Here is a 13,043-nt window from a genome sequence, read left to right on the forward strand (position 1 = left end):
CCAATTACCCATTACAAAGAAGAATACCTCAATGCATCCCTCTATTATGCAACGCCAAAAATATATATAACCGATCCCAAATCATTCCTATAATTAATTTTAGTTAGCTTCACTCTCATTTAAAAATTATAGATATAGTTCCTTCCCACAATACAAATACTCTTTCAATAACATCTTTTGTTAATGAAAATTGATTGATTTTGAACGTTCGGTGTTAATTATAAAGTTCTTCATGTACTTATAAAAATTGAACGTATTAATGTATCTATTAAACACTTTTTTAAAATTTATCTGGCTTTATACTGAGACGCAGAAGCAAGAATAACTCTACATCGGATATAACCCATGAGTCAAAGTTATCTGGAAATTGCCAAACAAGGAAAAAATGCTTCGTGGCGCTACTTCCTAGGAATATTGGTGATTTTCTTTTGTTGGATTTTTATTGGTACAATCGCTACATTAATATCCTTTAGGTTAGTTGTTGGAGACCTTTCAACATTACAAGAGTTTCTGAAAACTCGTTCGGCAATTAATTACATAATTCAAAATATTAATTTCATTTTCTTTGCAATTGGAATATTCTTAACTGTTAGGTTTCTACACGAACGTAAATTTCTCACATTAGTAAGTGCGGAAGCTAAGATCAATTTTCGGCGCTTATTGGTTGGGTTTGGAGCTTGGTTTTTGATTCTTGCTTCCATAACAGTTATCGGTTTTGTTGTAGAACCAGAAAACTTTGAATTTGCTTTTCAACCTTCTCAGTGGCTGATTCTATTACCTTTTGCATTAATACTCACTCCAATTCAAACTTCTACTGAAGAATTATTTTTTCGCGGCTATTTAATTCAAGGCTTAAGTTTAATTACTAAAAAACCATTGATAATTATGTTTATCAATGGCATTTTATTTATGCTTCCCCATTTACCAAACCCAGAAATCCAGAGGGGTCCAGTTTGGGTTGCTCTTTACTTTTTTGCTTTTGGGGTATTCTGTTCCTTTGTCACCCTCAAAGATAATTGCTTGGAATTGGCTTTAGGTATTCACGCAGCAAATAATCTTTTGCATATATTTATCACCACCAAGGATTCGGCTCTACCCGTACCAGCTATTTGGTTTGTAAAAGAAACAGCTAATCCTCAGTGGTTAATATTTTGGTTTTTAATCGAAAGTGCTTTATTTTACTTAATTGCTTTTGGTGTGACAAGAGAGAACACAAGTCTTAAAAATAGTTAGGAAGTACGATTTTAAATACTTGGCATAATATTTAATAAATGAAAATAAAGCAAATAGCATCGTAATAGACATAATATTTCCGGTAAACTTAATTTATAGGGACTTTGGAACAGGAGAAAAGAGTGGTGCTGACTCTTCGTGTAAATATTAACTAAATTATTACTATCCCATACTGACAGCAAACAATTGTCAGTTAACAGTTAACATCACAGAAAAATAACCTTCATTATCAACCCCAATACCTATTTAATAATGTCCACTGTTAGCTATTTCTGCATGGTGGAACATCATAAACTGTCAACTGGTAACCAGTATCTGTTAGCAGATGCTTTCATCTTGATGGATATTTGATGAAGCGTATAAGCGTTAACTGTTAATTCTTTGCATTCACGATAGCACATTGCATGATACCTAGTAACAGTTAACTGTTAACTGGTAACTGTTAACTGGTAACTGAAAAAGAGGGGCTTAACTGCGAAATCCAAGAAAACTGCAAGTAAGGATTCCTAATTCCTATGACTACAACACAGAATAACGAACTTCCAGTTTGGGTACAAGATAGAGATAAGGCGATCGCACATAGTACAAATGACCAATGGCGAGATGGAAAAATTCCAGACTATACAGAATCCAAGATTGGACTCGCAGCAGAAAGCACTTGTAATCATGTGGAAGGCTCCCTAGAAGCGATCGTCCAAAATTTGGTACGAACCTTTGAGATGGAAGTTTCCTTTAAAACTAATCCCGAACAATGGTTATCGGTGGTTAGGGAACGTTTTCGAATGAGTAGTAATGGCAGTAAGGAATATACTGCTGACGATGTTGTCAAGGGCGGAACTTACAATTTATTTATTGGCGATACCGATGCATATAAGGCTTCTGAAGAAACTTTTGAATCTTCTGGAAGACTTTTTCGTACCGCATTTCCTAAAGGTTTCCTATGGGAAGTATTAGAAGTTTACTCTGGACCGCCCAATATTGCATTTAAATGGCGACATTGGGGAACATTTATTGGGTCATATAAAGACTATAGTCCTACAGGAGAAACTATAGAGATAATTGGTATGAGCGTTGCACGGGTAACTGAAGACCTTAAAATCTCGGCGGTGGAACATTATTTCGATAACACCCAGTTTTTCGCCAAGCTAACATCTCTTGGGGATGGAGGAAATGAGAAACAAACAGAGAATTCTTTATGGGGTTTTTTCCGGAAGCTTTGGAGAAGAAGTGAAGAACCAACTGTCAGGGTACAAGAAAATTTCACGCAACAAACAGAAGTAAGTGCTTGCCCCTTTCATTTTCGATGGTAGTGTTTTAAGTTAAGAGATCCGCCAAGACATGACCAAAATTACAATTATGAGATAGTCATGTCTTGGTACTCGTACACAAATTAAGGGTGACAATGCAAATATATTATTACGTCTTGGCTTCCCAACACTTTTTGTTAGAAGAAGAGCCATTAGAAGAAGTTCTTCGGGAGCGTACCCGCTACTATCACGAGCAGGAAAAAGAGATTGATTTTTGGTTGGTAAAACAACCAGCTTTTCTCGAAGCACCTCAAATGGAAGCAATCAAAGCTAAATGTCCTCAACCAGCTGTAGCAATTGTTTCGACAGATTCTCAGTTTATTACTTGGTTGAAACTACGACTGGAGTATGTAATTACAGGTGAATTCCAAGCTCCCTCTTCCGAAATTCCCGATCCGATAGCATCTCTTGCTAGTGTGTCCTAATACTAGTGTGTCCTAATAAAAGTAAGCCGCCCCCAAGGCGGTTCTTTAACTCTAATATCTGTTGTTTAGTACTTATTGCTATAGATGCAACAGAAATTTTTAAAAATTGTATTTTATTAGTGTTAAACGTGGTGTTTTAGGAGAGAAGATTAAGATGCGTTTGACTGTATCCCCAAAATGGCAAACTATACCGATAGCTTTAGCAGTATCACTATGCAGTGGTACTGTCGGTTTTGTCAATATGACAACTACCCTTGCGACGGAAAAAATTCCCGTATGTCGGGGTCCCAGAGCTGGTGAATATCTTTTACTTGTGAGCAGTCCCACAAAAGATAACCGCACTCAGTTACGTCAAGTTTTACCCCCACAACTCAAGTTAAATGTTTGTAAATACCTCAGTGGAACCGTAACGCGAATTGGGGGATTTACTAGGATTGATGATGCTAATCGCTGGGCAAGGTATATCCGTGATTCAGCTGGCTTAAATGCAACAATTACAACTAGACCAGGAAATAGGATAGCTCGCACAGCAACGAAGAAGGTAAGTTATAAACCTCGACAGTTAGGGGAAGGTTTTGCTGTATTGGTAGATTACCGAAACCGTCCCCAAATCGCATCCAGTGTCAGAAAGTTAATTAAAAGTGATGTCGGTTTCGTTTCCTACGGACAGCGTCCTTACCTATTAGCAGCTTATACTAACGAGCAGAAGGAAGCATACTCAACTCTACAAAAACTTAGCGATAAAGGTTACTTTGCTATTATTGCCGATAGCAGAAAAGTGATGTTGTTACGTCCTGCAGTAAGACTGCCGTAATTGAGTTAAGATTTACTGAGCTTATATATAAATCCAAACAAAATTTAAGCGGAGCAAAACAAGGGTGCTCCGCTCGTAGTTTAAGGACTAATATAAGCAAATCTCGCCAACCAGGAAATAGTAATACCCAAAGCCGAACCAGCTATCACCTGGAAAGGTGTATGTCCTAATAGTTCTTTCAGGCGATCGCCTGCAATGTCTGGGTGTTCCTGAAATAACTCATCTATCATTTGATTTAGAATGCGTGCTTGCTTTCCAGCTGCTTGACGAACTCCAGCAGCATCGTACATGACGATAATGGCAAATACTGTTGCGAGTGCAAAATCCGGCGTAGCCCAACCAAGTGACTGTCCTACACCGGTAGCGAGAGCAGTTACTAAAGCCGAATGGGCGCTAGGCATACCCCCGGTATTCACTAAAACACTTGCACTAACTTTGCCATTTCTAATTAGCTCGATTAACAGCTTCAATATTTGAGCAGTCACACAAGCTAACAAAGCAACCAGCAGCACACGGTTGTCTAGGATGTCGCCTATGTCTTGCATGGTATTTTGGTTAGGTTTGTTTATATTAGCAGCGGTTGTGTGTATTAGAAAGTATTTTATGTAACCTCAAGTCCCAAAATTCCGCGTTCGACTAGTGCTTGCGAGCAGTTATGTAATTAGCTACTCCAATTAAAGGATTAGCTTTTTCTCCGTAGGATTCTAATTCTTCACAGGCTTCTTGGATCAGCTTTTGAGCTTTCAGACGAGATTCTTCTAATCCCCATATACTAGGATAAGTAACTTTTTGCGCAGCAATATCTTTGCCTGCAGTTTTACCTAATTCTTCTTGGGTGGCAGTAATATCAAGAATGTCATCAACAATTTGAAATGCCAGCCCAATATTTTTAGCATAGCGAGATAAACGCTGTAAATCTACGGGTGATGCATCGGCTAAAATAGCACCAGAGACTACGCAGGCTTCGAGAAGAGCGGCGGTTTTATGATTGTGAATAAAATTTAGTGTATCGATGGAAACGTCTGATTTACCTTCTGATTCTAAATCTACAATTTGTCCGCCTACCAAGCCTGCAGCACCTACCGCCCTTCCTAGATGAGTAATTACCCGTAAAACTCGATCTGCTGCCACATTCTTAGTTTGGGAAGCAATATACTCAAAGGCATAGGTTAATAAAGCGTCTCCAGCTAAAATGGCAACATCTTCACCGTAAACCTTGTGATTAGTGAGTTTACCGCGACGATAATCATCATTATCCATCGCCGGTAAATCATCATGAATCAAAGACATTGTATGAATCATTTCTAAAGCACAAGCGGTGGGAATCGCCATTTCAATGTTTCCACCTGTCATTTCACAGGTTGCTAAACAAAGAATGGGACGCAGGCGTTTACCTCCAGCTAACAGCGAATAGCGCATAGCTTCATAAATTTTTTCTGGGTAAACCACTGGAATTGATTTTTCCAAGGCTTCTTCACAAAGCTGTTTGCGTTGTTTTAGATATATCGATAAATCAAATTCTGTTTTCGAGTCAATTCTTCGAAGGTTATCCGCTGCTACCATTCTGACATTCCTTGGTTTTTGGTCATTTACGTCACAATTTTATAGGTGTTTGGAGCTGTAAATTCAGTTATCAGTTGTTAGTTTATGGCTAACGCCACGCCCTTACGGGCTAAAGTTATCAGTTATTTGATTATTATTAACAGTTAACTGTTAACTGTTAACTGTTCACTGTATGGCTAGCGCCACGCTCCGCTAACACTGTTCACTGTCAACTGTCCTAGAATAGCTAGAAACTGTGTTTTGCAATAACATTGCCACAGTCATTGGTCCAACACCTCCAGGGACGGGGGTGATATAAGAAGCTACTCCTTGAATAGACTGAAAGTCAACATCTCCTACTAACCGACTTTTGCCGTTAGTATCAGTGACGCGGTTTATCCCCACATCTACCACAACTGCGTCCCTATTAACCATTTCTGCATTAATTAGTTGGGGACGTCCTACTGCAGCAATGAGGATATCGGCTTCTTTAGTAATAGCTTTGAGGTCTTTAGTGTGAGAATGTGCTATGGTCACTGTTGCATTTGCTTCTAGCAGCATTAATGCTAGTGGCTTTCCCACTAAAATACTGCGCCCAACTACTATCGCTTTTTTCCCCGTGACAGGAATAGAATATTCATCTAAAAGACGCATGACTCCCGCAGGAGTACAACTACGTAAACCTGGTTCTCCTCGCACAAGTTTCCCTAAATTTACAGGATGTAGCCCATCAGCATCTTTTTCGGGCATAATTTGGTGTAACAGCGCTACCGAATCTAAATGCTTGGGTAATGGTAGCTGTACTAGAATGCCATCTACCCGCTGATCTTGATTGAGTTCTTGGATAACAGTTTCTAATTCTGCTTGAGTTGTTTCTTTAGGAAAATGTCTATTAAAAGAAGCAATCCCAACTTTTGCGCAAGCTTTTTCTTTGTTACGGACGTAAGCTGCAGAAGCAGGATTATCCCCTACCATTAATACTGCTAAGCCAGGAGGACGACCAATTTTGGGTTGTAATTGAGAAATTTCAGTAATAAGCTCTTGGTGAATCTTAGCGGCTAATGCTTTACCATCAAGCAATTTCGCTGTTTGTGTTTCCATGTTCGGTTTCCATTGTCTTGTCGAGGTTTGACTTTCAGTAAATAGGTTTTATGCAAATCATGGGACTAAAATAAGTAGATCAGCATTTGTGGCGTTGTTATAACCTGCATGCAACAGTTTACGCTTCAATAACGTTTGCTAACAGGTGTTGCAACATTTATTTTCCGATGGCTCAGAATAATCTTATGTGTATTGAAGTTATGGTGTAAGTTTCAACCGAAAAATTATTCTATATCATGATTCCGAGCCTAAGAGGATGTGTGACAAGTATGTTTTGTGACCAAAAATCATTATGGAGATCCCCCCAACCCCATTAAAAAGGGGGCAAAAGTCCCCCAACACATTGGAAGCACTGCGTGAACCAGAGATTTAGGGTAATTTAGGATATTTCGGGTAAATAATATGGTTTTCCAAACATACTCTAATATTTTATGGCTTGTGCCAAAAGTCAATTTCACAAAATCAATTTCACAAAATCAATTTCACAAAATCAATTTCACAAAAATAGTAATTTATAGTTTCGGTATTCCCAGGTAGCTTATTGATTATATTTGTTGAAATTAGCCAAAAAATAGCTTGAAATTACAAATATTTGGTATGACAAATATTTCATTGAAATAAAAATCTTCTATATTTTGATATTTCTGAGTCTGAATTTTCTTCATTTCAGATTTTTTCTGGTAATAATGGTAACTAAAAAGTCCAGTTGATTTAGTAACAAAAAAGTACTAGGGGACAATTTTCCTGTTCTTGGGGATGTTATGCGAAAAAATACAAAACATTACTATATTTTATCCGTATATGGTTGGTTATTAATTTGCTATATTTCGGTTGGATTGTTTAGTTGCAGCAATATAAATTTTACTGATATCACAGGTATTGGAGCAGATATTACACCAATTAAAGAGCTTACACCACAGGCTGACCAAACTACGGTTTATGTACGAGGTAAAGTTACAAAACAAGTGCCGTTACTTAAAAATGAACGTTTATATCAAATGGAAGATTCTACAGGTAAAGTTTGGATTTTGACTCATAAAACTAACTGGAAAGTTGGTCAAGAAGTTCAAACAAAAGGTAAAATTAAATACAAAAAGATTCCAATTGCAGACAAGGATTTTAGCGATATTTATCTGGAGGTGGAGTGATTGGGGATTGGGGATTGGGGATTAGTTACTCCTTACTTTTTACTTCTTACTCCTTACTTTTTACTCTTGACTCATCCATGAACAAACAACCGGTACAAGTTGCGATCGCTATTCTTTATCAGGAAGATAAATTTTTAATGCAGCTGCGGGATAATATCCCGACTATTCTATATCCGGGATACTGGGCGCTATTTGGTGGACATATCGAAGCTGGAGAAACGCCGGAAGTGGCTGTGCGACGAGAAGTGATTGAAGAAATTGCTTACGAAGCACCAAGTTTTACTAAATTTGGTAATTATGAAGATGAAAAAGTTCTTCGTAATGTCTTCTACGCACCATTGACAGTAGAGTTAAATCAGTTGGAACTGAATGAAGGGTGGGATATGGGTTTGTTAACTGCAGCAGATATTTCTCAAGGAAGCTGTTATTCCGCGAATGCTGGGGAAGTTCGACCTCTAGGTCCAGTACATCAGCAAATAATGTTGGATTTTATGGAAAAAGTTAAAGTATGAAGTATTTCGTGTGAAATTCTTTAATCTGAAATTCTTTAGTTCGAAATATTTAAATTTTGATATTATCCGTAGTGATTATAAATTGTAAATTATAAATAATTAGTTAGTTGATAACTATTATTAATTGAATGCCATGCAGTCAAGCAGTAAATTGCCACGATGGTTAACTTTAGGATTGGCGATTCCTATAGTGATTCTCAATGGTTGGGTATTACTTCAATTTGTTCGTTACTTTCAACCTTTGGTAAGTATTTTTATCGCTGCTAGCGTGCTGGCTTTTGTGTTAGATTATCCAATTCGGTTTTTACAGGGACGTGGGGTTCAAAGAACTTTTGCGACTATTGTTGTGTTAGTGGTGAGTCTAGTAATCTTAGCTGCGATCGCAACTACCTTAGTTCCCAGAATTGTCGAACAACTTAACGAGTTAGCCAATATTCTACCTGTTTGGATTGATTCCGGAAATAAACAATTACAAGCCTTCCAAGATTGGGCTTCGACCCAACAATTTCAGGCAAATTTTAGTCAATTAGCTACAACAATTTTAGATAAATTATCAAGTCAATTGCAAAATTTCAGTGGTAAACTGTTCGGTTTTGCCGTTGACACTATTGGCAGTATTGTCAATATTTTACTTACTATAGTACTAACGTTTTATTTAATTTTAAATGGAGAACGGGTTTGGGATGGAATTTTCCTTTGGTTCCCGGCGTATGTAGGAAAAGAAGTAAGGGAGTCCTTACGTGAGGATTTTCAAAATTACTTTATTGGACAGGTAACTTTAGCAACTTTATTGGGAGTGTTGATTACATTGGTTTTTCTCGCCCTTAAAGTTCCTCTAAGTTTGTTGTTTGGTTTAGTAATTGGTTTTTATGCTTTATTCCCTTTTGGTACAGGTATAGGGATTATTATAGTTAGCTTATTAGTGGCATTAAATGACTTTGGTTTGGGTCTAGAAGTTTTAGCGATCGCTGTGGGAATTGACCAATTTAATTATAATTTTATTGCTCCTAGAATTCTAAGTAAATTTACTGGTTTGAATCCTGTTTGGGTAGTAATTTCTTTGTGGGTTGGTGCGAAATTATTGGGAGTTTTAGGGTTATTAATTGCAATACCGTTAGCTAGTTTTATCAAGAGTATTGCTGACAGTTTGCGTGAAGGAAGATTTTTAGAATTAGAGAATATTGATGCAGAAACCGTTGATGTTGGGGCTAAAGCCGTTTGATGAGTAACAAGTAACAAGTAATGAGTAATGAGAAGTCGTAGAGACGCGCCATGGCGCGTCTCTACAGGAGTCAGGAATTAAGAGTTTAAAAAATTACCCATTACCAATTCCCCAAGGACTTGATAAATTATCCTTGGGGATTTTATTTTGCGGAATTTAAATATAAATTATGTATTTATTATCTGCAAATAAAAATCTCTGTTATCAAAACCTAAATATGGCACAAATGATTCCGGATCGGCTTCCTACCCGCGCTTCTGCTGGTGAAAAGAAGTTATTTTCAGTGCTACAAAAACTAGGAGACGATTGCATCGTTTACTATGAACCCATAGTTGAGGATCGCTATCCTGATTTTATTGTTATCTCTCCAGATATGGGATTATTGGTTATTGAGGTCAAGGGCTGGTATCCCAGGGATATTCGTGCGGGCGATCTTAATTCTATTTGCGTCAAGGAAGCTCACGGAGAAGTTTACCGCAATCATCCTGTGAGACAAGCACGAGATTACATGTATTCCTTGATGGATAAGTGTAGGGAGCATTATCACGGTAAACGTTTACTGCAAAAGGAAGGAAAACATCAAAACAAGTTTATTTTTCCCTTCGGACATTTTGCTGTTCTTTCTAATATTACTCAAAGTCAATTACAACAGCATGATATTGGCGACTTAACTGAAGTTTTTCCGCCAAACAAAGTTGTTCCTCGCGATGTTCTTGAGTCTTGGATGGATGATTCCTTTGGTTGTGAGGATCTGTGTGAGGTAATTAAAACATTTTTTAACCCCTATTGGGATTTTCCCAGATTAAATCAAAATCAAATTAATGCAATTAGGGCAATTATCCACCCAGAGATTATAATATCTTCGGTAGGAAAAAATTCGGCTTCACCTCAAAAACAGGATAAAAAGTCAGCCCTAAAAGCATCAAATCCAGAAACATCAAAAGAATTTGAACCTGTAGACTTAAAAGTCCTTGACTTGCGTCAAGAGGATAATGCTCGAAAAATCGGTGAAGGACATCGAATTATATATGGTGTAGCAGGTTCCGGTAAAACTATCTTGTTGATTGCAAAAGCACGCTTACTAAGTCACCAACGACCAGATGCGCAAATTCTTTTACTTTGCTATAACGTCACTCTTGCAACTTATTTACGTGAAATACTGCGCGAATGTCCAAATGTAAATGTTCGTCATTTTGACGGATGGAGTAAGGCTAATGGTTGTACGCGTCACAGAGAAGAATCTAACGAAAAACTTGGCGTTCGCTTCTTGAGTACATTGGAAAATGGTTGTCCTGATACCCGTTACTACGATGCTGTACTAATTGATGAAGCCCAAGATTTTGCAGTTTCTTGGTTTAAATGCGTCCTTGAAGCAATGCAAGAACCAAATGATGGGGATTTGGTAATTGTTGGTGATGGTAGTCAAGGTTTATATGGATCTACCAAAATTAGCTGGAAAAAAATTGGAATTAACGCTCGGGGTAGAACTATTTCAGCTAAATTTGACCTAGATAAAAATTATCGTAATAGTCGCGAGATTGTTGAACTTGCTGCGGTTTTCGCCGGAAATTCAGAGAATAAGGAACAAACTGAAGATTCTATACTTTCCTTATTCGTCGATCCAGCCAAGTGTCAGCGTCCTACTGGTATTAGACCCGTACTAGTAACATCAGAGGATCGCCGTTCTGAATCAACCAAGGTCATGGGTATTGTCAAAGCTTTATTAGATGGTAAATGGTTCGGCAAATCAATTAAACCACTAAAGCCAGAAGAAATTGCCATTTTATACCCAATGGCTCCTCAGAAAGAAAGGGCGATTCTGAAAGATTTAATACAAGGTTTAGGTCAACTTGCTCCGGTTGTTTGGCTGAATAAAGATTCCTTTGCTAGGACTTTAGTTGCTGAACCAGGTATTAAAATTCAGACCGTGCATTCAGCTAAGGGTTTGCAATACCGTGCTGTAATTCTAATGTGGGCAGACCAATTACCGCGACCATTTGAAAATATCAATGAAGCTGAAGAACGATGTCTAATGTATGTTGGTGTGACTCGTCCGGAAGATTATTTGGTTATTAGTGCTTCTGGTTTTTCTCCCTTTATTCGAGAAATAAAAGAGTCAGGAAAGGCTGATTTGATTCGCGAGCGAGTGTTGAGTTTCAGATGAGACTTTCATGTCATTTTAATTAATATCCCCATAAGTAAAAACTAGGGGGTATTTAATTACTTTTTACCACTTACTCTACTGGTTTTTCCTAAGCAAAGTAGAATTGGCAATTTTCTAAACATGATTTTTCCATGACAATAAAATTGAGGAAAATCAACTTTTAAATGCCTTTTTTACGGAATTTGAATTATGAATCATGTATTTAATCTCTGCAAAATAAAAATCTCTGATAAAGGCTTCTCTCATGCAAACAACCTTAAATGAACTGGATTCCCACCAAGAAATAAATGCTAGTAAAATAGGCAATGGACACCGGATCATATATGGTATTGCTGGTTCGGGGAAAACTGTTTTACTAATTGCTAGAGCGCGTTTGCTGAGCAAACAAAAGCCCAATATAAAAATTCTCGTGCTTTGCTATAACGTTGTTTTAGCAACTTATTTACGCAAAAATCTTCGCGACTGTCTAAATGTGACTGTACGACATTTTGACAGTTGGAGCAAAGCTAATGGTTATGAGCTTAAGCGCGAAAAAAATGAGTCTAACGAAGACCTTGGTGCTCGTTTCTTAGACAAGCTGAGAAATGGTTGTTATGATACCCGTCGTTATGATGCTGTCTTGATTGACGAAGCTCAAGATTTTGATGTTTCCTGGTTTAAGTGTGTCCTTGAAGCCATGAAGGACCCCAAGCATGGGGATTTAGTAATTGTTGCTGATGGTAGTCAGGGCTTGTATAAGTCTCGTAAAATCAGTTGGAAACAAATAGGAATTAAAGCCCAGGGTAGGACTATTTCCAAAAACTTTGGTTTGAATAAGAATTATCGTAATAGCGGTCCAATAGTCGAGCTTGCAGCCATATTTGCCAGAAATTCAGAAGCTGAGCAACAAACAGAAGACTCTATACGCGCTTTATTTGTAGATCCATCAAAGTGTCAGCGTCCCCATGGTATGAAACCTGTATTAGTTGAATCATACAATCGGGAAGCTGAATGTACTAAGGTGATGAATATCGCGATAAATTTGCTTCAAGGTAACTGGTTTGGGAAATCAATCCCATCACTAAAACCAGAGGAAATTGCTATTTTATATCCAATGGCTTCTTCAAGAGAAAAAGTCAATCTGAAAGGTTTAATACAAGGCTTAGGTAAATTTGCTCCTGTTGTTTGGTTGAATGAATCTCCAGCATCTAGAGAGTTAGTCACTAAGCCAGGTATTAAAATTCAGACTGTACATTCTGCTAAGGGTTTGCAATATCGTGCTGTAATTTTAATGTGGGCAGATCTATTACCACGACCTTTTTCAGATACCAATGAAGCTGAAGAACGATGCGTAATGTATGTTGGTATGACTCGTCCGGAGGATTATCTAGTTATTAGTTCTTCTGATTTTTCTCCGTTTATTCAAGAAATTAAGGTATCGGGAAAAGCTCATTTGATTTAGCGATACAAACTGCAAAAATCTACTTTGGCGATCGCCTATTTTCTCGGCTAAGGTAATCAGTATTTTTGTTCCCTAGAAACACAGAATTTGCCATAACGCACCGACGTAACATGGTGCGTTAGACCTATTAAATT

At 37.7% G+C, this 13,043-nt stretch carries 12 protein-coding genes; 9 read left to right on the plus strand and 3 right to left on the minus strand.

Annotated features, from left to right (window positions below; all coding sequences use genetic code 11):
• Positions 1-345 precede the first annotated feature (345 nt).
• From QNJ50_RS01995 to QNJ50_RS02010, 4 genes are all read left to right on the plus strand, one after another.
• Complete coding sequence (locus QNJ50_RS01995; RefSeq protein WP_300631461.1) at positions 346-1,233, plus strand: type II CAAX endopeptidase family protein; 888 nt, start codon at positions 346-348, stop codon at positions 1,231-1,233.
• 515 nt (positions 1,234-1,748) lie between these two features.
• Positions 1,749-2,543 carry a SnoaL-like polyketide cyclase gene (locus QNJ50_RS02000; RefSeq protein ID WP_300631463.1) on the plus strand — a complete coding sequence of 265 codons (795 nt, stop codon included), beginning with the start codon at positions 1,749-1,751 and terminating at the stop codon, positions 2,541-2,543.
• A 92-nt stretch (positions 2,544-2,635) separates the two neighbouring features.
• Positions 2,636-2,965: an MgPME-cyclase complex family protein gene (locus tag QNJ50_RS02005; protein ID WP_300631465.1), complete on the plus strand. Its 330-nt coding sequence runs from the start codon at positions 2,636-2,638 to the stop codon at positions 2,963-2,965.
• 154 nt (positions 2,966-3,119) lie between these two features.
• A complete protein-coding gene (locus tag QNJ50_RS02010) occupies positions 3,120-3,779 on the plus strand; it encodes a hypothetical protein (protein ID WP_300631467.1) in 660 nt (219 codons plus the stop codon).
• 80 nt (positions 3,780-3,859) lie between these two features.
• Here QNJ50_RS02010 and QNJ50_RS02015 read toward each other — a convergent pair whose 3' ends face one another.
• The 3 genes from QNJ50_RS02015 to folD form a co-directional block, all read right to left on the minus strand.
• Entirely contained in the window at positions 3,860-4,324 is a 465-nt protein-coding gene (locus tag QNJ50_RS02015) for a divergent PAP2 family protein (protein WP_300631469.1), read from the minus strand.
• A gap of 91 nt (positions 4,325-4,415) precedes the next feature.
• The gene (crtE, locus tag QNJ50_RS02020; RefSeq protein WP_300631471.1) at positions 4,416-5,342 is read right to left on the minus strand and encodes a geranylgeranyl diphosphate synthase CrtE; all 927 of its coding nucleotides are present in this window, start codon (positions 5,340-5,342) and stop codon (positions 4,416-4,418) included.
• 192 nt (positions 5,343-5,534) lie between these two features.
• A complete protein-coding gene (gene folD, locus QNJ50_RS02025) occupies positions 5,535-6,422 on the minus strand; it encodes a bifunctional methylenetetrahydrofolate dehydrogenase/methenyltetrahydrofolate cyclohydrolase FolD (RefSeq protein WP_300631473.1) in 888 nt (295 codons plus the stop codon).
• 761 nt (positions 6,423-7,183) lie between these two features.
• Here folD and QNJ50_RS02030 point away from each other — a divergent pair.
• The 5 genes from QNJ50_RS02030 to QNJ50_RS02050 all read left to right on the plus strand — a co-directional run bounded on the left by QNJ50_RS02030 (position 7,184) and on the right by QNJ50_RS02050 (position 12,909).
• A complete protein-coding gene (locus QNJ50_RS02030) occupies positions 7,184-7,570 on the plus strand; it encodes a hypothetical protein (RefSeq protein WP_300631475.1) in 387 nt (128 codons plus the stop codon).
• Positions 7,571-7,647: 77 nt separating this feature from the next.
• Positions 7,648-8,082: an NUDIX hydrolase gene (locus QNJ50_RS02035; protein ID WP_300631477.1), complete on the plus strand. Its 435-nt coding sequence runs from the start codon at positions 7,648-7,650 to the stop codon at positions 8,080-8,082.
• 133 nt (positions 8,083-8,215) lie between these two features.
• The gene (locus QNJ50_RS02040; protein WP_300631479.1) at positions 8,216-9,304 is read left to right on the plus strand and encodes an AI-2E family transporter; all 1,089 of its coding nucleotides are present in this window, start codon (positions 8,216-8,218) and stop codon (positions 9,302-9,304) included.
• A 217-nt stretch (positions 9,305-9,521) separates the two neighbouring features.
• Positions 9,522-11,468 (plus strand): nuclease-related domain-containing DEAD/DEAH box helicase, encoded by a 1,947-nt coding sequence (locus QNJ50_RS02045; protein WP_300631481.1) that lies wholly within the window; start codon positions 9,522-9,524, stop codon positions 11,466-11,468.
• A 244-nt stretch (positions 11,469-11,712) separates the two neighbouring features.
• Positions 11,713-12,909, plus strand: coding sequence for a 3'-5' exonuclease (locus QNJ50_RS02050; protein ID WP_300631483.1), 1,197 nt, complete (start codon positions 11,713-11,715; stop codon positions 12,907-12,909).
• Positions 12,910-13,043: the final 134 nt, after the last annotated feature.

The organism is Mastigocoleus sp. MO_188.B34 (genome assembly GCF_030065675.1).
Lineage (GTDB): Bacteria > Cyanobacteriota > Cyanobacteriia > Cyanobacteriales > Nostocaceae > Mastigocoleus.